The sequence below is a fragment of the Paenibacillus sp. WC2504 genome (assembly GCF_052682475.1).
This window is the reverse complement of record NZ_JBQZFH010000001.1, coordinates 4,437,219-4,459,288: the sequence shown is the minus strand read 5'-3', so window position 1 is coordinate 4,459,288 and position 22,070 is coordinate 4,437,219. Positions and strand designations below refer to the sequence as shown.

Here is a 22,070-nt window from a genome sequence, read left to right as displayed (position 1 = left end):
TAAGGTCATGACATGACCGCGGGATAGCCTCTTTTCTATTAACGCCGATTCCTCAAGTTATTCTCCACAAATGGATTAATGCACACTGACTTCACTAATTTCGACTTGAGAAGACTGTAATTTTTGGGGTGTGCGTTTCTTTTGAATGAGCACAATAATGGCTATAAGCGACAGCGCCATAAAGACGACAGATCCTGTGATGGAAGCTGCAGAGGCGTGAGCGAGTACATACCTTGCTTGGTCTTGTTGCACTGCTCCTGCAAGCGGATGATTAACGGCTTCGCGGCTCGCTGAACCAAACACGGTAATCAAGATAGCAAGCCCCAAGGAAGCGCCCGTTTGATGAGCGACATTCACAAGACCGGAAGCTGCACCTGCGTCGCTGCGTTCAACACCGGCGATCCCGGATGATGTGAGGGGGATAAAGACGACCCCAGCGCCAACACCCAAAATCACTAACGGAATCGCGATATTTGGAAAATAGGAAGTATCTACGGTGATACGGCTTAACCAGAACATTCCGATAAGAGCAAGGAATACGCCGCCGATCATTAATCTTGTGCTTCCAAAGCGTGACAGCAAACGAGGAACGGCATATACCATACTGAACATTACGCCCGTCATGGGTAGAAAAGCAATACCGGCAACGAGCGCATTAAAGTTCGTTACACCTTGCAGGAATTGCGTTAGAAAAAAGAACATGGCAGACATACCGCCTACAAATAGAAGTCTTGCCAAATAGGCGCCAGTGCGTTCACGGCTTGCAAACAAGCGGAGCGGTGTAATTGGCTGTTCGGCTTTCTTTTCGATACGGATAAAGACGGCTAACAATACGATCCCGATAAGGAATGATGCGATCGTCCCAACATTGCTCCAGCCGTCAGAGGCTGCGCGGACAAAGCCGTACACGATGGACGTCATTCCGACTGTTGAAGTGACGGCGCCTGTGATATCGAACCGACCGTTAAGCCGCGGCGTTTCTTTTAGATAACGAGGAGCTAAGATGATAAGTGCGATACCAATAGGTACATTGATGAACATGCCTAAGCGCCAAGAAATCAAATCTGTCAGGACGCCGCCGAGCACAAGCCCCACGCTCCCGCCGGCACCGGACACGGCGCTGTAAAGGGAGATTGCGCGCGTCCGCTCTTTGCCTTCCGGAAAGCTAACCATAAGCAGCGCAAGGGTAGATGGTGCGGCAAAAGCGGCGGCTAAGCCTTGAATCGATCGAGCGATTAGCAAGCTCTCAGCGGAGTTGGCGAAGCCGGCAATTAACGAAGCCAGCGTGAATACGGCGATGCCGGCCATGAAGACACGTCTGCGTCCTAAGAGATCGCCCGCTCTTGCTCCGAGTAGGAGAAGCCCACCGAAGGTTAACGAGTAAGCATTTTGCACCCAGGATAAATCTGTTGCAGACAGGTGCAGGTTGCGTCCAATCTCCGGCAGTGAAGTAATCACAATCGAGCCGTCCAAAATAATCATTAGTTGGCATGCAAGTATAATGGCGAGAACGATCGGTGAGGTGCTTAATCGTCCATTTAAAGCTGGCGTGGTTGAAGACATCTGTGTGATCTTCCTTTCATCTTTGGAGTGTTTGTTCCAACACATCATAAAGCCTGAGAAAGAAGAAGTCAACATATTTTTGGAGTGAACATTCCAATTAAATGAAGAGTTTAGCGAAAACACGGCCACATCGCAGCATTTTTCGTGAAAAAACCATGAAATTACAGAATATGCATTCCGAATACTTGACGATCCCAGTTGTACATACTAAAGTTGAGGTTAACGAGGTGTGTATAATGAGTAAACGAGAAGATATCTTGAATGCTACGTTGGATTTAATAGATGAAGAAGGACTGCAGGCCGTTACTTTTGCGAAAATTATGAAAAGAGCGAATGTAGGCTCGGGTACTGTTTTTAATTATTTCAGCAATAAGGAAGAGCTTATCAATGAGCTGTATCGGGAGTGTCGAATCCTTCTCGGAGATCACCTGATGATGGGTTACGATGCTGAGTTAAGCTTGTATGAGCGTTTTAAATGCCTTCATACGAACAGGATTCGTTTCGCGGTGGAATTCCCTAAGCATTTCCGATTCATCGATGCGTATTCCTATTCGCCTTGCATCAAACCTGAATTGCGCAAACTGGAAGATGACAGTGTTTCTCGTGAAGCGATTCTAGCTCTGATTAGAGAAGGGCAGCGAAACGGCGTCATTCGGGAATTAGATGTGAATTTTTGCAATTCCATCACGTATGGAATTGTTTCGTCCATTGTCAAAGGCTACTATGTGAAGAAATTTGAGTTAACGGATATCAAAATTCAACAGACGATAGAGGCTTCTTGGAAAGCCATTTTAGTCTAAAATGGATCGTATATTCCAAATAATCAGAGAATAAGAAATCTTTCATCACCCGCGCATTGCGCGGTTTTCTTTTTTTGAGATGAAACTGAAGAAGAGGCGGTAGAGGCATTTGGGAGGTTCGAATCTGTGGGATCCAGAGTGGGAGGTTTCAGAGGGTTTAGCCAGGAAATTCATCTCTAGCCAGTTTCCTCAGCTAGCGCATTTAACGATACATAAACTTGGTTACGGCTGGGATAATACCGTTTACCGCGTTGGTGATGAATTCGTTTTCCGTTTTCCAAGAAGAAAAGTGGCCATTGCCCCATTGCAAATGGAAGGCAAAATTTTACCGATGCTTGAGGCGTACATACCTATTCCCTATTCTAAACCGCTATTTTTTGGTGAAGGAGATTATGAATATCCGGCACCTTTTCTTGGATATCCTTATTTAATAGGCAAATTCCCTATTGGATTGACGGATGAGCAACGAACTTTATCAGCACCTATTCTTGCACGATTTTTAAAAAGACTTCATACTTTTCCCGTTCAACTTGCCGTAGAGAGCGGAATCCAATTTGACCATAGAAATCTGACCGATATAGCGTTACGAAAAGAGAAAATGCTAATTTTCCTGGCTGATCTCAGAGCTCATATCAGCGATGAAGATTATCAGGCAATGGCGGATTATTTGCATGAACTAAACACAGAACCTGTAGAACCAAGACATATCTTTCTGCATGGTGATTTGCATTTTAAAAATATGCTCGTCAATGAGCAGGGGTTAATCTCTGGTATTATTGACTGGGGTGATATGAATATTGGCCACCCTGCCTGTGATCTGAATGTTGTTTATAGCTTTTTGCCTCCTGGTGCTCGTGCGAGTTTTTTTGCTGAGTATGGGGAAGTGGATGAAGAGACGAAGCGTTTAGCTCGTTTAATTGCTGTGTACATACCCATGTTGATCTGGATGCAGGCCATTGACGACCATGAGGCTGCAGTTGCCGAAGAGGCAAAAACAATAATTGCGCGTGCGCTCGCTGATGCTTAGCGCGTTTTCAAAGGAGAAATAATAACATGAGCCTTCAACTTACAACGGATATTTGCCGTCTATTTAAAATCAAATACCCCCTATTTTTGGCCGGAATGGCAGGGGTTCCAGGCACTGTGAATCTGGCAGCGGCCGTTTCCAATGCAGGGGGTCTCGGCACGATAGGAGCCGCGTATATGACACCGGACGCGATTCGGGTGGCCATCCGGGAGTTAAAGCAGTTGACGGACGCCCCCTTCGGAGTCAATCTGTTTGCTCTTCGAGTGCCTGACAACAACACGAGAACACAAGTTGTTCAACAGGAGCTTAACAAGGTGCGCGGCCAACTTGGCATTGCGGAAGCCACTGGGGAGAACGTCAGCACGCCTGATTATTTCGAAGAGCAAATCGCTGTATTGCTGGAAGAGCAGGTGCCTGTCATTAGCACAGCTTTCGGCGTTCTTTCAGAGTCTCTTAGGCAGAAGGCCAAATCGGCTGGCTTACGTATCGTGACGATGGTCACGACCGTGCAAGAAGCTATCTTGGCTGAACAGGCGGGTTGCGATGCGATTGTAGCTCAAGGCAGCGAAGCAGGGGGCCATCGTGGAACCTTTGACATAACGAGCCATCCGATGGGAGCCAATATTGGCACCATCGCATTGGTACCGCAGATCGTGGATCAAGTTCGGATTCCTGTTATTGCCGCTGGGGGCATCATGGACGGACGTGGTCTCGTTGCCGCGCTTGCCCTTGGTGCCCAAGGTGTTCAGATGGGAACACGGTTCCTGACCGCTTATGAATCAGGTGCGAATGTGGCGTACAAGGAAGCGCTCTTGAAAAGTACGGAGGAAAGCACCGTTATCACCAAGGCATTCTCAGGCCGCCCTGCGAGAGGCATTGTAAATTCATTTATTCGGCAATGGGACGAGACTGGCGTTGAACCGTTGCCCTTTCCTACACAGAATACGATAACAAGAGATATTCGAAATGCTTCGGCTGACCAGAAGAATGCGGAATATATGTCTTTATGGGCAGGACAAGGGACAAGAATGTTGACGGACGGGGAGAAAGCCGGGGATCTCATCGCGGAGATCATGCAGCAGGCGAGTTCGATTCTCAAGTAAAATGAAACTAAGAAGCAATTGGCGGGGAAGCTGCCGATTGCTTCTTTTTGCTTTTAGATCGATGAACTTCCGAGCCGGTATTGTCCGGGCGTGGTGTTCTCAAATTTTTTAAACACTTTGAAAAAATGCCGCGGATTTTCATAGCCAACGAGTTCAGCGATAGTATTGATCGGCCAGTCAGGATGATCCTGCATGAACTGCTTGGCTTTGGTAAGCCGAAACGTATGTAAGTAGTGAAGGAAGGTGAGGTCCATCTCTTTGCGAAACAGCATGCTGATGTAATTCGGATGCATTTGCACATGTTCGGCAACCACATCGAGAGATAAATCCAACTTATAGTTTTGTTCGACAAAGGAAACGATTTTATCGATAGCCTGCGTATGTGGCTGACTGTGTTCAGGACGCCGCTCAAAGGGGAGGAGTTGTCCTGTAAGTTTCGAGTGATTTGCGACATCGAACATGGTGCCGACTTTTTGGTTGTGATCGCTAACAAGACTGAGAACCAACTCGCGAAGTCTGATGTGCTGGTGATCACAGTCAGACAAATGAAGGTGCAGGGCCTGCATTTCCTTTGCGATTTGTTCGAGAGCAATCATGCGATCGCTCTCTTGGGCAAGAGCCAATTCATGCCCCATACGTTCAGCATCTCTTCGATAGAAGCTGATGCTGCAGTTGGCGAAGTGCCGGTTAAACAGCATGGAAGCCACCGCTTCCATGTACAGCTCCCGCAAGTTATCTATATCCATTTTTCTACCGCTACCGCCAATGGCAAGTCCGATGTATGGCGTGCTTTTGCTCTCTAACAGATCACCACAGGCAACCTGCAGCTCTGCCTCTGTTGGCACATGCATCCCGTTAAGGATAACCACAGTTTGCCGTAAAAATCGGGATTGAAAAGAATAAGCCTTGAACGGCATCTCGGAAAGTTGGTTACACAGCTGCTTCAGGCGTTCAGCTGTCAACATCGGCGTATGTTCATCGGGTTGAAAGACAAGCATTGTCACAAACGGATCAGGAAGAAGGGTGTGCAGCTGCTCCGGCTTGAGCGGCATGTCCTCATAGGGCATATCATAAAGGAGATGTTCCTTCAGCATCAGCAGGTCATGTTCTCTCATTTGGCGCTGTTCGATCCGAATCGTCTGTTCAACTTTTTCGAGTACGCCGACCAGTTCGACTTTATTAATTGGTTTTAATAAATAGTCAACGACTTGGTAACGCAGCGCTTGTCTAGCATACGCAAAGTCATCATAACCGGTAATAATAACGAAGCGGTTGCCAAAATGTTGCGCTTGCACTTCTTTAATAAGCGCGAGCCCGTCCATTTCAGGCATATGAATATCCGTTAGGATCAAATCGGGCTGAAAGGTTGCCAGCTTGTGCAGCGCGTCAATGCCATCGCTTGCTCCGACAATCTCGGTAAAAGAGGTGTTCGCTTTCTCAATCATACGGATAATGCCATTCAATAGGATCGGTTCGTCATCGACAACCATTAGCTTCATTGTGCTGCCCCCTTGCCTAATTTGAGTAAACAAGTCGTTCCCTCGTTAAGTTTACTCGTGATCTGGGTACCTGAACCTTCGCCAAAAAACATTTTGATGCGTTCACTGACATTTACGATGCCGAGTCCGCCTCCGCCACTCTGCAGGTGAGAAGCATCCATTTTACCATTTAAAACCCCTTGAACCCGTGCCAATCGATCCTCCACAATACCCGCACCCGTATCGCTTACAGAAATGAACATGAACGCAGCATCTTCCCAAATGCGAATGGTGAGCGCAACTTGTTTTCTTACGGTAGCAATCCCATGGACGATACTATTTTCAATAATTGGCTGCAAAATATAGTGGGGACAGATAAAATGATCAATTGCTGCGTCAATCATGAAACTTACTTGCAGCCGGTCACCGAGCCTGATCTGCTGGATTTTGATATAGTCTTTGACATTTTCAACCTCTTCTTTCAAGGTTGTTTCACTTTTCGATCCCGATAAACTGTAGCGGAACAACTTGCCTAACGTATAGGACATTTCGGCCGCTTCCGGATCATCATTAGCTTCTGCGATCATACGTATGGATTCAAGCGTATTGTAGAGGAAATGAGGTTTGATTTGCGCTTGCATCATTTGATAGGCGGATTCTTTCCTCAGCATTTCAGAGCGGTGCACGGTATTGACCAGTTCGTCCATTCGCCGGATCATCGCATTGTAAGAGGAGGTCAGATGCCCAACTTCATCTTTATTAATTTCTCCTACGTACAGGGGGAAGTGGTTTTCATCGACACGCCGCATATGCTTGGAAAGCTTCAAAATCCGTTTCGTAATCGAACTTGCGATCAGGTAGTACATTCCGGATAGTGTCAATAATAGGATCGTTACAATCATCACAAGTACATATTTGTTTTTCTTGATCCCGCTAAAGACATCATCTACTTGCTCCATCATAACAAAATGCAGCTTCAAACTGTCAGCATAAAAGGATTCAATCAACATTTTATTTCCGCCTACAGTTTGATAAAAGTACTTCATGTTCGTTTGGAAGGCGTCGTCCAATATCGCTTTTTCTGAAACTTTATTTAGTGGAATTTTCTCAATGCGCGAGATGACTTGGTGATCCTGATCAAGCACATAAAGATTGCTTTTGCTATTCAAATTTAACGATTCAAACAGTGGTTTAATTAGCTTGGAGGTAACTTTAATATCGAGAAGACCGATGTCCTGCTCAAAATTCCGATTCCCTATTTTGTGAACATAATGGAGGTCGATGTTTGGATCCGATACGTTGCTGAACGTTACCCATTTCCCTACACCTAGCGGAAGCTTTCGGATGCCTTCTCCTAATTTGAATTCATCCATTCTGGCCATTTCCGGTCGGAAAATCATCCCATTTTGCTGTTCCATGTAAATCGTCATCCCATCAATCATTCGATTGGATGACAGGATATAGGAAAATAAAGGGCGAATATAGGTCAAGAAGTTGGAAACTTGCTCAAAATCTGTGCGATAATTCCCGCTTAAATAGGCGATCGTATTGGAATTGTTTTGGAATAGTTGATAAGCGGACTCGATCTGCACTGTGCTGATACTTATATTATTTAACACTTGATTCACGATTTTTTGTCTGCCTTGTGCGTATTCTTCCAGGAAACTATTATAGTTCTGATTATAAAGGAATAGGCCGAACGAGATGATCGGAACAAAGATGATCACGATGTAGCCTATCGCCATTTTTTTTACAATAGACAAATTCTGATAGTTGAAAGCAAGCTTCTTTGGAATGAGACACACCACCTTATGAATGGACAGTTCATCTTAAAAATGATCCCTATAAATTTGTTCGACAGTCCATTATGATAGTCCTTGTAAGCGCTTAAACAAATGAGACATTTAAATGCATCTTGGAGGGAGAGTTACCATGAGTATAGCATTGAGAATGGTAAGGAAAAACTGGCAGCTCTATCTAATTATTCTGCCGTCACTTCTATATTTGCTTATTTTTAAATATGTACCGATGGCTGGCGTGCAAATTGCTTTTAAAAATTATGTCGTAACCAAAGGGATTTGGGGAAGCGATTGGATTGGCTTTAAACATTTCATTGAATTTTTCCGGCTGCCGATTTTCTGGCGAATCATTAAAAACACAGCTCTCTTAAGCCTATACTCGCTAATTGTAGGTTTTCCTGCGCCTATCATTCTTGCATTAGCTTTAAACGAGTTAAGAAATGGCGTGTTTAAACGGGCCGTACAGCTAGTCACATTCGCGCCTTATTTCATTTCCACCGTTATCATGGTGTCGATTATCATGCTGTTCCTTTCGCCACAACTTGGATTTGTCCATCTATTGGCCGATAAATTCGGTTTTCCAGCCGAAAATATAATGTCAAAGCCGGAGTATTTCAAAACGGTCTATGTGCTCTCCGATGTCTGGCAGTTTACCGGTTATGCTTCGGTTATCTATATTGCGGCTTTGGCCGGGGTAGATCCACACTTATATGAGGCGGCGAAAGTGGACGGCGCATCACGCTTCCAGCGGATGATCCATATCGATTTGCCGAGTCTTATGCCGACGGCTGTGATCTTGCTTATTTTGAATGCAGGGCAAATCATGAACGTAGGGTTTGAGAAAGTGTATCTGATGCAAAATGCGATCAACGTTGGGGCTTCCGAAGTCATTTCGACCTATGTATACAAAATGGGGTTAGTCGGAGCGAACTTTAGTTTCTCCGCAGCGGTCGGACTATTTAATGCCGTCGTGAACTTGCTGCTGCTCATCGTTGTTAATTATGTGGCAAGGAAAAATTCCGAGACAAGTTTGTGGTAGGAGGCAGTGTAGATGATGAATTCCGAACAAGCCTTAGCGTTAAAATCAAGAAAATCAACGACTCGCATCGTTGAAAGCAGTATAGATCGTGTTTATCTGTTCTTCGTCTATCTTTTTTTGATCATTTGCTTAGTCATTGTAGCGTATCCCTTAATTTACATCGTTAGCTCATCTTTCAGCTCATCATCCGCTGTTATTTCTGGCAAGGTGTGGCTTCTCCCTGTTGAGCCGACACTACGAGGTTATCAAGCCGTATTTCAGAACCCGCAAATTTTGAAAGGCTACGGCAACTCTTTGTTCTATCTGGTCGTAGGGACCCTAATTAGCGTATCGTTGACAATTACCGCTGCTTATCCGCTTTCTCGTAAAAACTTTTATGGACGCAACGTGATTACGGCTTTGTTTGTTTTCACCATGCTTTTCAGCGGAGGTTTAATCCCTTATTATTTGACAGTAAAAGGACTGGGGATGCTTGATACGAGATGGGCCATGATTATCCCAGGTGCGATTTCCGTCTGGCAGGTTATTCTGGCGAGGACGTTTTTCCAAACGTCGATTCCTTCCGAGCTAACGGAGGCCGCACATTTGGATGGATGCAGCGACTTCAAATTTTTAACGCGAATCGTCATACCGTTATCTAAACCGATCATTGCCGTTCTAGTGCTTATGTATGCAATTGGCTACTGGAATTCTTATTTCGAAGCTTTAATCTTCTTGAAGAGCGCTAACTTATATCCGCTGCAGCTTATTTTACGTAACATCCTAATCCTGAACTCAATTGATCCTACAATGATTAAAGACGTCAGGGAACTAGCGGAGAGACAGGGCTTGAAGGAACTGCTTAAATATTCACTTATTGTCGTTGCAAGTGCGCCTGTTCTTATTCTTTATCCTTTTGTGCAAAAGCATTTTGTGAAGGGTCTACTGATTGGTTCTTTAAAAGGCTGATTCCTGGTGAAGGATGAAAGGCGGGATGCGAGGCAGCGGATAACTCCGGTTTGCCCCCACGAAGATGGATTGGCGAAGACAAACAAGGAGGGTTTGAGTATGGGGATGAAAAGAACCAATAGAACATGGAAATCGATAGCCCTAATCGTATTCATTACTACGTTTGTGGTCGGCTGCACATCGGGCAGCGGCGAGCCGAACAGCGCTACTCCGAATGGAGGCGGAAGTTCAGATGGAGGAAGCAACGTAAATGCAACGGGCTTTCCGATCGCCAAAAATAAAATCAACATGAGTGCTTTCGCGCCGCAATCGGCGAATATTGCTGATTTGAATACAAATTGGTTTACCAAATATTTGGAAGATAAGACGAATATTCATTTGAACTGGCAGCTTGTACCTGGCGAAGCAGCAGCCTTGAAAGAGAAAAAGCAGTTACTGCTGGCAAGTGGAGACTATCCTGATATTTTCATGTCAGGGGATCTTACGAAGGAAGAGCAGTTGTTATATGGTCAACAAGGTGTTTTGCTACCGCTTAATAAGCTGATCGATCAATATGCGCCAAATATTAAAAAAGCATTCAAAGATATTTCTTATCTTGAAAAAGCAATTACTGCGCCGGATGGCAACATCTATGCGATACCTTCAGTCAATGAATGCTATCACTGCCAATTTTCCGCCAAAATGTGGGTAAACTCGAAATGGCTGCAAAAGCTTGGGCTGAGTGCACCGAAGACAACGGACGATTTCTACAACATGTTGAAAGCCTTTAAGGAGAAAGATCCAAATGGCAACGGCAAAGCCGATGAAATCGCGTTCACCGGTTCGCCAACGGGCTGGCATACGGATATTGAAACCTTCGTCATGAACGCGTTCGTTTATTTTAATGCTGATAATAACTATTTCGTATTAAATGGCGGTAAGCTGGGAACAGCTGTTGACCAGCCAGGTTTCAAAAAAGGATTGCAATATTTGAATAAATTGTATTCGGAAGGCTTGATTGATAAGGAAGCATTTACGCAGAAATCAGATGCGCTATCACAGAAAGGGAACAGCCCTGACACAGCCATTGCAGGAGCAATTCCGGCAGGTTGGTTCGGTGAGTTCACCGATGCATCGCCGGCGGCAACTCGCCATAAGGACTATGATCCGATTGCTCCGCTAACGGGACCAGATGGAGCCTCGTTCACCGCGCACTATATAGGGATTGGGAATTCCGTATTTGCCATAACGAACAAAAACAAAAATCCGGAAGCAGCCATTCGTTTGGCTGACTATCTCTATTCGGATGAAGGCACGACGTTGTCCAACTTCGGAGAAGAAAACCGCAACTGGGTGAAAGCGGATGCGAGTCATAAAAACACGCGTGGAACTGCAGCTAAGTTCAAGGTGAAAGAAACTTCATACGGTGTAGGTCAGGTACAGAACGACCACTGGAACCAAATGGGACCAAATCTTCGTTCAGCTGAATATCGTGAAACATCGTATGCAGTAAGCCAAGACATCTATACGATGGATGGATTGGAAGCACGATTGTACAAAGCCACGAAGGAGTTGTACGAAGGGCATCAGCCGAAGGAAGAGTACCCGACGGATATTTTCTTGACGAATGAACAAGCGAATCAGGTTAAGCAATTAAAGCCGATTATTACGGATTATGTGAAACAATCCATGCTGCAGTTCATTATGGGCGCTAAGAGCATTGATAAGGATTGGGACGCCTACTTGAAAGGTCTTAAAGATTCCGGTATGGATCAATTCATCCAAATTTACCAAGATGCTTACAATAAGGTGTATAAAAAATAACGGTAAACATCAGTGCAGATGTGAAAAAGGAGTTAAGCAGCTTACATGCTTAACTCCTTTTTCTAGTTGATCTTTACCCCTTGGAAGACATAATCCCATGTTGCATTCCGATTAGGGTCGGAAGGAACCTCCACGGCACAAACTCTTTCCATGCCCCAATCCAATAGCGAAACCACATTGGCGCCATCAACTGGACAGAGGATTAGGACGGTAAACTGGCCCTTTACCATTTCGGATAAAACCGTTTGCAACTCAACGGCTTGTTCATAATTGGCGGCCCATCTAACAAATAACATGGTTCGGCTAGTTTGCATCTTATCCAGCAATCTGTTTATTCGACGATTCATTTTTTCCAGATAAGAGGGGTATGTCATCGTCCAGTGTTGATTAGGGTCTATCGGAAAATCATGAACGGAAAGGATATTGTATAAAGTATCTTTTACAAAATGCGACTTTACGGACTGAATGGGGACTCCGTCATCTAATAAATGAGCAACGCCATCTATTAATTTCATATTGCTCAAATCCATGAAGTTATGGAATTTATTCTTCAACAAACGGTTTACATCAGAAAGGGAAAGAGATACATGCCAATCCAGCGGACCTGAAAACGTTCTCAACTGGTGACGTTTTAATTGAAGCGACGGATTGCAAGCACTGCCTAAACTAACGATTGCGTCATAGGAACCTTTTATTTCATACAATTTCAATGCCATTCCCTCCCTTGGAGTGCTCCTAATATACTAGATGATCTATGGTTTAACTTTGATTGGACATCTTAGTAGATAGGGCAATATAGGGGCGCACAGATTGCAGTGGCGATATAAATATATTTTTATACTTAACAAAAAAATGGTTTACAAAAACCAGGTTAAAGCATATATTTAAGTCAAAGTGTTTCCTTGGGCAAACTTTTTGTCCCAATGGAAACAAAATTTTTACTCAAAATGTTTCCTTAGTGCAAAATAATTGTAAACAAGCAATATTAATAGGGGAGGGTACAACAATGCTGCGTGACTCGAGTGATAAGATCTCAAGACGTAAACTTTTAAAGATGGGAGGTGCCGGGGCTTTTGCCGTAATTGGTGCTGCATTATTAAATCCATCCACGTTATTCGGAAAGTCGACCTTAGTGGCGGATAAACATGACATTCATAAGGCGATGAAAGGGCAGCTGCACGAAGGCATGAAGCATGGCTATGTGCCAAGTAATGACGCTACCGAAGGATTTAAAGCCGCACAGAAGGCATTGACAGCATTTGATTATGGCAAGGTAAGTCAACTTCCCGATGGAAGAACATTGCGCGAGTATGAAATTACCGCCTATGAGAATGAAGTTCAGATTGCCAAGGGCATTAAGTTCCCGGGATGGACTTTTAACGGCACAATTCCTGGCCCAACCATTCGTTGTACCGAAGGCGATGTCCTTCGTATTCATTTCGGAAATGCAACGAGCCATCCGCATTCCATCCACTTTCATGGCATGCATCCTACGAATATGGATGGGTTGGAAGCCGTCAATGCTGGCGATACTTTTACTTACGAATTTGAAGCCAAACCAGCCGGCATGCATGTGTATCATTGTCATGTTGCTCCGTTAGCAAGACATATTCATAAAGGACTATATGGGAATTTCATCATTGATCCGAAGAAACCAAGAGCTGCAGCCCGAGAATTCAGTATGGTCATGAACGGGTTTGATTTGGATCTCGATGGAGAAAACGAAATATACACGGTAAACGGGTATGCTTTTGCTTACCAACAAGAACCAATTAAAGTGAAGGTCGGAGAACTTGTACGTATTTATCTCAGTAATCTGACGGAGTTCGATCTGATCAATTCTTTTCACCTTCATGCGAACTTTTTCAACTATTACGCAACCGGCGCGGACCCTGAGGCTCGTCCTCAATTTACGGATACGATCATGCAATGCCAAGGGGAACGCGGTATTCTGGAAATCGTGTTTCCATCCGCCGGGAAATATATGTTTCATGCCCATCAAAGTGAATTTGCGGAGCTTGGTTGGATGGGCTTCTTCATAGCTGAATAAGAAAGGAGGTAATTGCTCAATGAGTTACACAGATCAAAGGGAAACCAAGACGTCATCCATTTCATTAAAAGCTATCTTATGGGGAATTCTCCCGCTCATTTTGTTAATTGCCATCATCGGTACGATTGCTAAAGTTGGTACTGGCATAGAGAGTGAGCCTGCTGCGCCGATTGAAGTTGTGAACGTTGAGAAGATCACGCTGAATGAGGATGGCATTCAAGTGAAGGTTCTCAACTCAGGACCTGAGGAAGTTACGATTGCTCAAGTCGTTGTTGATGGAGCTTTCTGGAATGCAGAGTTTTCACCGAGCGACACCTTGCAACGATTCCAGAGAGGAACAATTCATATTCCCTACCCGTGGGTGCAAGGGGACCCGCATGAAATCAAATTAATCACGTCCAATGGATTGATTTTCACAGGTGAGGTTGCAGCAGCATCAGCTACGCCAACTCCGTCAGGAAAACTTTTTGTTCAATATGCCTTAATTGGATTTTATGTCGGTGTCATTCCTGTGGGGTTAGGTCTGCTATGGTACCCCTTCTTACGCCGGTTTTCGGTGAAAGGTATGCATGTGATTCTTTCCTTGACGATAGGACTCTTATTTTTTCTTGTCATTGATACGTTCGAGGAAGGGTTTGAAATGGCAGCCGCAGCTCCTGGTGTGTTCCAAGGTACTGGATTAGTATGGTTTGGCGCACTGCTCAGCTGTTTATTCTTGATCGCCGTTGACCAGTCAAATGATCGCAAATTAAGCAGCAAAACGCTTGAGGGAAGCAGAGTGTCCCGGAAAATCGCCACAGGCATCGGTTTGCATAATTTCGGTGAAGGCCTTGCCATTGGATCCGCATTTGCTGTCGGAGAGGCAGCTTTGGGAACTTTCTTGATCATTGGTTTTACCCTTCACAATATTACAGAAGGTGTAGGGATCGCTGCTCCATTGCTTAAATATCGTCCTAGCTGGAAGACTTTTGTTACATTAGCTTTAATCGCGGGCGGGCCAGCCATCATCGGAACTTGGGTCGGTGGATTCATATTTAATGATACTTTGGCGGCTTTATTCTTCGGAATCGGCGCTGGCGCTATACTTCAAGTGATTTATGTTATTTCCAAAATGATCCTCAAAGAATCTCAAAAGCGCAGTTTGTCACCTGTTTCTTGGTTGAATTTTGGCGGGGTGTCGGCAGGGATTCTCATTATGTATATCACAGCGCTTATGGTAAAATTTTAATAAATGAAGGGTAGAAGGTAGGTGTTATCATGCTTTCAGGCATTGGTGTTTCAGGTGTTATCATCATTGCAGTAGTGGCTTTATTACTATTCGGACCAACGAAACTGCCTCAATTGGGTCGTGCGTTCGGTACTACAATCAAGGAGTTTAGACAAGGAACGAAGGGATTATTAGAAGAAGACACCAAAGAGAAACCAAAAAGCGAGTGAAGAGTAAGGCTGATCCTCAATAAGGGGATTGGTCTTTTTTTCATGAAAAAGTTAAAATGAGGAGGTACCGTAGTGAAAGTAAAGGACCGATGATCAGGATGAAGATTCAGTTTGAAGGTATGACAATTGAGTTTCATGTCGTATATGGGGTTAGAAAAAAAATATCGATTCACATCGAACCCACAGGCTACATGACAGTGAAAGCACCTAATGATACAAGCCAGGAAACCATTATGAATGCTGTAAAACAATATGGCAAACAGATTGTAGAGAAATTAAAGCTTATAGAGAAATTAAAAGAAACTGTTGGAACAAAAGAGTATCAAGAGGAAGGGAAGTTCCTTCATCTTGGAAAGTATCATTTTCTCCATGAGTTAATTGATACTACCGGGCTTAATGAGGAAGAGTTGAAAATAAATCTTAAGAAGTTCTATTTCTCAAGCTGCAAGAAAATCATTGCCGAACGCATCAAGATTTATCAAACGCAATTAAAGGTAAAACCGAAGGTGATTGAAATCGAGGAGTCCAAAACCAAATGGGGAAGCTGCAGCTCCGACAAAAAATTAACTTTTAATTACCGTTTAGCTATGGCTCCAATAGATGTGATTGATTATGTCATCATCCATGAGTTATGTCATCTCACCCATATGAATCATGATCGCTCCTTCTGGAGGCGCGTAGGGAGCGTGATGCCCGATTACAAGGAGAAGGAAGAGTTCCTGGCCAGATATGGACAAGCTATGACGCTCTAGGAAATTTCGCAGAAGTAAACTGTCGTCCGAACGTAATCGGCGTCAGTTTTTTTTGTTTTTGTACACGAAATAAGTGCCTTTTCACCCACTTACATAAAAAGGGAGGATAATTGTAAAAAAGCTCGGGATATTACAAATCTATATTTTTAAAAATATGATAAGTTAAAAACACGCAGCAAGAAAGGGGAAGGAGGTAACGCGGTGTGCGTCACTAGGCAACGAGGCTGCTGGCTTTGTTTCTTGCATTAACTCGGAGCGTTAGCAGAATATCCACGGAGTAGAAACGAATATGAGAATAGGAGATTACCGATGAAAAAAGTAATAGGGATACTTATGGCTTTTATCTTATTTGCCTGTACGATCAATTTGCCTATGAATGCTCGTGCTGCAGATCCAATTTCGGATGGACATGGATTAATGGGGGATTTCTTTAAATGTGTGCCGAATCCTGATAATCGAACAGATATCACCGTATTCAAATTCGATGATCTGCGTGGATCAAGAGCTATTGGCAATCTGAATGGGGATTCATTTAGTAGTATTTTTAATCAATTTTCTGGAACACCTGATTATAATACAGCTCGTTTTACAGGTACAATAGTTCCTGCATACACAGAAGATTATACCTTCCATATGGTTGGTGACGATGGGTTTCGGCTTTGGGTTAATGGGCAGTTGATCATTGATTTCTGGCAGCAAACTTGGGAAAAACCGCAAGATAGCGTTCCTATCTCTTTGGAGGCCGGTAAACACTATGATATCAAAGTTGAATATTTACAAGGTTGGGGCGGTACTTGGCTCAAGATGGAATGGGAAAGTGCAAGTCAGCAGCGACAAATCGTTCCTGAATCAGCCCTTTACTTGCCGGCAGACCGTACGTTGGTAACAAAAAAAAGCGAGTTAACAGCAGAAATTCAAAAGTTGGATTATTTAGCCGACAATTTTGGAGATAAAGTAACTGCAAGTGATCGAACCAATCTCCAGACTGCGAAACAAACGGCTGAAGAGCTGCTGAATACGATTGATGGCGCACAAATGAATGACCGTGATAAGGTTGAAGCGCTAATTCAAGGAATTGAAAACGTATCCATCGCTCGTTCCGCATTTATGAAAGAAATGGGTGTCACAAGTTCATCTTTACATAACAAATTTAACAATCCGCTTTATCAAGGGCAGGACCCCTTTGTAACTTACAAAGACGGCTATTATTACTTCGTTTCTTCTAGTAACCTAGATTCTGAGAATAAAGTGTATGTATCCAAATCCCGGACCCTCACAGACCAAGGGGAAAAGAAGCTGGTTTTTGATTCGCAAGGAACACAAACGCGGATTTTTGCTCCGGAAATCTTCTTCTTTGACGGCAAATGGTATATTTACTACTGTGCCGACTTGAAAGCTTACGATTACAAGCACATGGCGACCGTTCTGCAATCCGTTACGGATGATCCTCAAGGGGCTTATGTTGACAAAGGTGCTCTTTATGCGGGTGAAAATGGTGTCTATAAGCAAGCGAACGATTTTACGGTTTTTGAAAATAAAGGGAAACTCTACGCCGTCTGGGGTACTTTAGGCTCCGGAGAACCAATCGGTCCGGCAATTGCTCCAATGGATAATCCTTACACCATCACCGTTGACCGGTCATTTTTGCCTGGCGGAGGCGGGGAAGGTCCTCGTGTCTTGCAGCGTGACGGCAAAGTGTTCATCACGATGTCCGAGGGTGACTATGCATCAGACGGTTACCGGTTATCTTATTTTATGAATACGGATGGAAACTTCTTAAACCCGAGTTCTTGGACGCGCAAGAATGATGTTTTCGTATCCACAAGTGATGTATCAGGACCAGCTCGAGCAAGCTTTGTAAAATCCGTAGATGGTACGGAAGATTGGATGGTTTATCATTCACGGGTGTATCAAGATACAGGGCGTAACTGGTGGCGTCAGGTCAATATTAAAAAATTCGGTTGGAATGCCGATGGTACGCCAAACTTTGGTACACCTGTTTCTCCGAATGAGTGGCAAAACCTGCCTTCAGGCGATTTGGGACAAGGAGATATGTATCAAGCCGAAGATGCTGTTCTGTTAGGTGATATCACGAAAGAAAACAGCCATTTGAACTTCCAAGGAACGGGATATATTCATTTGCCCAAGAAATCAGGGGCTGAAGCGAATTTTGTTGTCAATGCGGCTGAAGCAGGGGATTATATCGTAGGTGTAAGATACGCATATGGGGAACAAGTGAATGGGGAATCGACTACGAATCCTACCGTTCAATTGCCTTCAAGAGCAAAAATCAATGTCTATGTCAACGGTGCACATGTGAAGACGATTGCTCCGGACAAAACAGCGATTAGCTGGGATGAATGGTTTACAGGTTCTGAACGTTTGGCCTTACAAGCGGGTAAAAATGTCATTAGTTACCGAATTGATGAAAGCAGTATCGGTAATGTCAATTTGGATTATTTAGCGATGTATAAGGCAGACGTACCAAATGTGACCGAGCCAACTGAACCGACTGAATTAACAGGAACGTTGACAGGTGTAACTCAAATTGAAGTTGGCAATAACTTTGATGTGAACTATGGACTGGCGCATGTTTCGACGAATTCGTCCGATGCTATCTTCGCACAGGATTTAACGTTCAGCTATGATGCGAATACCTTCCTTTTTGATTCAGCAAAATCACTGAAAACAGGTCTTGAAGTCGTTTCAGTGAATAAGGATGTGCCTGGAAAAGTGCGTATTTTGTTGGCAAGCCTAGGCGCTGATCATGCCGTTTCCGCGGATGGAGGACTGCTTAAATTAACATGGAAAGCTCTTAAACAAACAGCTAGTGCAAGTATTCAGCTATCTTCCGTGCAAATCGCTAACTCAGCGGGTGTAGAGAGTTCACTGAACTCTGTTACACATAACGTGAAAGTTACTGGCACTGATGAACTGAACAAAGAAGCGTTGAATACATTAATTGCTCAAGCACAAGCAACTTTACAAGCAGCTGTTGAAGGTAGTGCACCGGGACAATACCCAACAGGTTCCAAAGCTACTTTGCAAGCAGCTATCAATACTGCCATTACGGTTGCCGCAAACGCGGTTGCGCAGGCGGAAATCGATCAAGCAACAAGCAGCTTGAATCAAGCTTTGCAAGCATTTACGAGCTCCGCAAATACCAGCCCTTCAGGAGACGTCAATGGAGATGGCAAAGTAACGGTCGGTGATATCGCAATTGCCGCTGCGAACTATGGTAAAACGGAATCAAGCCCAGATTGGAACTTGGTCAAGCAATTTGATTTAGTCAAAGATGGTGTTATTGATATTAACGATCTTGCGGTGATTGCTAGAGCTATGTTCGAATAAATGATAAGTAAGACCGTCAGGGAGCCTGGCGGTCTTTTTTTGGTTTGACGAACTTTTTTATATCGATTCAAGCGTTGATCCTATGTTAAAATAAGGAAACAAGTCAAAAAGAGAGGAAAACGGGATGAAGCGAATAGCAGAGGGAAGAACAGCCGAGATTTTCCAACATCATCATGAAAGCGTAATCAAACTTTACCGCAATGGTTTTCCGAAAGAGGCAATCATCTACGAATATGAGATCACGAAACAAGTTGCATCGCTTGGCATCTCTGTCCCGAGAGCAAACGAGTTCGTAGAGATTGATGGAAGAGTTGGCATTAGCTTTGAATACATTGAAGGGAAGCCGCTCCTTCAGAAAATGGTAGAGCATCCACAAGAGCTGGATGATTTTTCAGAAATGCTAGCTGACATGCATGTCACGCTTCATCGTTATGAAGTCCCTGCCGATGAGAGGGGCAAGCCTTTTCGCAAACAAAAGGAAGTGCTAGCATATAACATTCATCAAGCTCCTCAGCTTTCAACGGATGAAAAAAATGCCATCCTTCAAATGCTTGAAGTCCTGCCTAACGGCAACCGTGTTTGCCATGGTGATTTTCATCCGGATAACGCCATGGTCGGGGAGAAAAGGTGGATCATTGATTGGATGACGGGGATGAGTGGCCATCCTGCCGGGGATATTACACGCACTTTGCTTTTATTCCGATATGGTACACTCCCAGAGGCTGCTCCGAGCCATGTGAAGGATCAACTTCAAGCAATGAGAAAGAGGATGGGGGAAGTGTACTTAACTTATTATCTTGCCCATTCCAATCTACGATTGGACGAGATCGATCATTGGATGTTGCCGGTTGCTGCAGCTAGATTAACAGAATGGATTCCCGAAGAGGAGAAAGAACAGCTGAGATCAATGATAAGAGATCGCTTAAAGCTGAGAGAATAATCAGTCCATCGGTGTTAATTTCAAATTGAAAACGAGGTGCTGGCTGTTATGTGGAACCCGGATCACTATTTTAAACATCTGTACGATCGTGTAACGCCATCCGAAAAGTTTCAAGCAAGTTCACAGGAGGAATGGCTGAACTGGAATGAGCGTTTACGTCCGCGTTTTGTTGAGTTGTTAGGTGGTTATCCAGCGAAGATTCCCGAACTTGGTCCCGAGCTTTTGGAATCTGTGGATTGTGGCACGTATACAAGAGAAAGAATTCAAATTCAGACGTATCCTGACCTCTACATGCCCGTTTACGTACTTATTCCGAAAGAACGCGAAGAGCAGGCGGGAGCCATTATAGCCTGTCATGGCCATGGATATGGCAGCAAGGACATTGTGGGTCTAACGATAGAGGGTGAGGAAAAAACAGGACACAAGGGCTATCAGAAAGATTTCGCCGTAGAGCTTGTCAATAAAGGCTATATCGTTGTTGCACCAGAATTGTTAGGCTTTGGTGATCGTAAGTTGAGCGGTGAAAAGCAGGATGCAAACTCATGTCACAGTCTATCTACATCCCTCTTGGCAATGGGTCAAACGATGGCTGGCTATCGTGTGTTTGAAGCTCTGCGATGTGTAGATTATCTACTCACTCGTGATGATATAGATGCCGCTAGGATTGGATGTATGGGGATTTCCGGAGGGGGACTTGTCTGCTCATTCGCTGCGGCCATTGATAATCGCATAACGGCAGCTGTCGTAAGTGGGTATGCGAACACTTTTCAAGCTAGTATTCTTTCCATTCATCACTGCATAGACAATTATGTGCCTGGTCTGTCACTTGTAGCTGAGATGCCGGATCTTATCGGCTTGATTGCTCCTAGGCCACTTCTCATTGAATCAGGGAAAGACGACCCGATTTTTCCTGTACACGCAACCATGGAGGCATATGAGCAGATTCGCTGCATTTATCAGATTTTAGAGGCAGAAGAGAGATTAACCTTAGATCTTTTTGAGGGCACTCATGAGATTTCGGGTAAAGTGGCTTACGATTGGTTTGAACGAGTTTGGGCATGAGCTTCCTGGGAATCTGAAAGAGAAGAATAGCAACTTTTTCCACTTCATAGCGTCATAATTAGCAAGGGTTTGTATGCGCTATCATTAGTTCTTTTTTAATTACAAATTGAACGTAAGAAGGATGGATGACTATGTATACCTTTGGTTGGTGCAGTGAGATTCAACAGGCTGAGAAATTGAAGGATTTGGGTTTTGATTACATAGAATGTGCGCTAGTTTCTTTAAATTTGGAAAATGAAACGGAATATGCGGCTAGATTGCCTTTGTTCATGAATAGCCCGCTTCCAGTTCGGGCATTTAACATTTTTTTCCCTGGCGATCTAAAAGTTGTTGGACCAGAGGTAGATCAGGAGCGTCTCCAACGTTATATACACAAAGCGGCTAAGGCGCTAAATCAAGTCGGAGCCAAAAATGTCGTTCTGGGGAGCGGAAGATCGCGTAACATTCCCGAAGGTTGGGAACGAAACCGTTCAGAGGAGCAGTTCATGCAACTGTTGTCCCGCATCGGTGAAGAATTTGCCGGGACTGGCGTAACGTTGGTGATTGAACCGTTAAATAAAAAAGAGACTAACCTCATTAACAGTGTCTCCGAAGCTGTTCGTTTCGCGAAACAAGTAAATCACCCGTCTGTTCGGGTATTGGCGGATTTTTATCATATGGATGAAGAGAAAGAATCGCTTCAAACGCTAATCGACAACAAAGCATGGCTGCAACATATCCATTTAGCGGATACAGGTCGATTCTCACCGGGAACAGGTCAGTATCCCTATGAACAGTTCGTAACAGCGCTGAAAGCTTCGGGCTATGAAGGAATGATTTCTGCGGAATGTACAGTCCGAGATCCCGAAACAGATCAGCGTGACAGTTTAGCTTTTATGAAACGAGTATTTGCTTACTAAGAAACCAATAGCGTTCACT

Annotated in this window: 18 protein-coding genes; 14 read left to right on the top strand and 4 right to left on the bottom strand. The window is 44.2% G+C overall.

Annotated features, from left to right (window positions below):
* Nucleotides 1-75: 75 nt before the first annotated feature.
* The gene (locus ACUN27_RS20035; RefSeq protein ID WP_445559499.1) at nt 76-1,563 is read right to left on the bottom strand and encodes an MFS transporter; all 1,488 of its coding nucleotides are present in this window, start codon (nt 1,561-1,563) and stop codon (nt 76-78) included.
* 236 nt (nt 1,564-1,799) lie between these two features.
* On the opposite strand from ACUN27_RS20035, the gene ACUN27_RS20030 reads away from it, so the two are divergent.
* The 3 genes from ACUN27_RS20030 (at nt 1,800) to ACUN27_RS20020 (ending at nt 4,493) form a co-directional block, all read left to right on the top strand.
* Nucleotides 1,800-2,363: a TetR/AcrR family transcriptional regulator gene (locus ACUN27_RS20030; RefSeq protein WP_127454207.1), complete on the top strand. Its 564-nt coding sequence runs from the start codon at nt 1,800-1,802 to the stop codon at nt 2,361-2,363.
* 109 nt (nt 2,364-2,472) lie between these two features.
* Nucleotides 2,473-3,390, top strand: coding sequence for a phosphotransferase (locus ACUN27_RS20025; RefSeq protein WP_326060512.1), 918 nt, complete (start codon nt 2,473-2,475; stop codon nt 3,388-3,390).
* Between the two features lie 26 nt (nt 3,391-3,416).
* The gene (locus ACUN27_RS20020) at nt 3,417-4,493 is read left to right on the top strand and encodes an NAD(P)H-dependent flavin oxidoreductase (RefSeq protein WP_445559498.1); all 1,077 of its coding nucleotides are present in this window, start codon (nt 3,417-3,419) and stop codon (nt 4,491-4,493) included.
* Between the two features lie 53 nt (nt 4,494-4,546).
* On the opposite strand, the gene ACUN27_RS20015 is transcribed toward ACUN27_RS20020, so the two are convergent.
* Entirely contained in the window at nt 4,547-5,992 is a 1,446-nt protein-coding gene (locus ACUN27_RS20015; protein WP_326060511.1) for a response regulator, read from the bottom strand.
* Nucleotides 5,989-7,734: a sensor histidine kinase gene (locus ACUN27_RS20010; protein WP_445559497.1), complete on the bottom strand. Its 1,746-nt coding sequence runs from the start codon at nt 7,732-7,734 to the stop codon at nt 5,989-5,991. Before ACUN27_RS20010 ends, ACUN27_RS20015 begins: the two co-directional genes overlap by 4 nt.
* A 169-nt stretch (nt 7,735-7,903) precedes the next feature.
* Between ACUN27_RS20010 and ACUN27_RS20005 the strand changes: the two genes are divergently transcribed.
* The 3 genes from ACUN27_RS20005 to ACUN27_RS19995 all read left to right on the top strand — a co-directional run bounded on the left by ACUN27_RS20005 (nt 7,904) and on the right by ACUN27_RS19995 (nt 11,560).
* Nucleotides 7,904-8,809 (top strand): ABC transporter permease, encoded by a 906-nt coding sequence (locus ACUN27_RS20005; protein WP_157326415.1) that lies wholly within the window; start codon nt 7,904-7,906, stop codon nt 8,807-8,809.
* Between the two features lie 12 nt (nt 8,810-8,821).
* Nucleotides 8,822-9,757 (top strand): carbohydrate ABC transporter permease, encoded by a 936-nt coding sequence (locus tag ACUN27_RS20000; protein WP_315949994.1) that lies wholly within the window; start codon nt 8,822-8,824, stop codon nt 9,755-9,757.
* A gap of 99 nt (nt 9,758-9,856) precedes the next feature.
* Nucleotides 9,857-11,560: an ABC transporter substrate-binding protein gene (locus tag ACUN27_RS19995; protein ID WP_326060509.1), complete on the top strand. Its 1,704-nt coding sequence runs from the start codon at nt 9,857-9,859 to the stop codon at nt 11,558-11,560.
* Nucleotides 11,561-11,622: 62 nt separating this feature from the next.
* Here the strand turns inward: ACUN27_RS19995 and ACUN27_RS19990 are convergent, their stop codons facing one another.
* Complete coding sequence (locus ACUN27_RS19990) at nt 11,623-12,270, bottom strand: DUF1796 family putative cysteine peptidase (RefSeq protein WP_418936894.1); 648 nt, start codon at nt 12,268-12,270, stop codon at nt 11,623-11,625.
* A gap of 296 nt (nt 12,271-12,566) precedes the next feature.
* Here ACUN27_RS19990 and ACUN27_RS19985 point away from each other — a divergent pair, with 296 nt between their 5' ends.
* From ACUN27_RS19985 to ACUN27_RS19950, 8 genes are all read left to right on the top strand, one after another.
* Nucleotides 12,567-13,610, top strand: coding sequence for a multicopper oxidase domain-containing protein (locus tag ACUN27_RS19985; RefSeq protein WP_326060507.1), 1,044 nt, complete (start codon nt 12,567-12,569; stop codon nt 13,608-13,610).
* A gap of 19 nt (nt 13,611-13,629) precedes the next feature.
* Nucleotides 13,630-14,838 carry a ZIP family metal transporter gene (locus tag ACUN27_RS19980; RefSeq protein WP_326060506.1) on the top strand — a complete coding sequence of 403 codons (1,209 nt, stop codon included), beginning with the start codon at nt 13,630-13,632 and terminating at the stop codon, nt 14,836-14,838.
* A 29-nt stretch (nt 14,839-14,867) separates the two neighbouring features.
* Nucleotides 14,868-15,047, top strand: coding sequence for a twin-arginine translocase TatA/TatE family subunit (locus ACUN27_RS19975; protein WP_315949999.1), 180 nt, complete (start codon nt 14,868-14,870; stop codon nt 15,045-15,047).
* Between the two features lie 98 nt (nt 15,048-15,145).
* Complete coding sequence (locus ACUN27_RS19970; RefSeq protein ID WP_315950401.1) at nt 15,146-15,799, top strand: M48 family metallopeptidase; 654 nt, start codon at nt 15,146-15,148, stop codon at nt 15,797-15,799.
* Between the two features lie 309 nt (nt 15,800-16,108).
* On the top strand, nt 16,109-19,150 hold the full coding sequence (locus tag ACUN27_RS19965; protein ID WP_326060504.1) for a family 43 glycosylhydrolase: 3,042 nt from the start codon (nt 16,109-16,111) through the stop codon (nt 19,148-19,150).
* A gap of 124 nt (nt 19,151-19,274) precedes the next feature.
* Complete coding sequence (locus ACUN27_RS19960; protein ID WP_326060503.1) at nt 19,275-20,090, top strand: aminoglycoside phosphotransferase family protein; 816 nt, start codon at nt 19,275-19,277, stop codon at nt 20,088-20,090.
* Nucleotides 20,091-20,138: 48 nt separating this feature from the next.
* Complete coding sequence (locus ACUN27_RS19955; protein WP_445559495.1) at nt 20,139-21,152, top strand: alpha/beta hydrolase family protein; 1,014 nt, start codon at nt 20,139-20,141, stop codon at nt 21,150-21,152.
* A 125-nt stretch (nt 21,153-21,277) separates the two neighbouring features.
* On the top strand, nt 21,278-22,051 hold the full coding sequence (locus ACUN27_RS19950; RefSeq protein ID WP_445559493.1) for a sugar phosphate isomerase/epimerase family protein: 774 nt from the start codon (nt 21,278-21,280) through the stop codon (nt 22,049-22,051).
* The last annotated feature ends 19 nt before the right edge of the window (nt 22,052-22,070 follow it).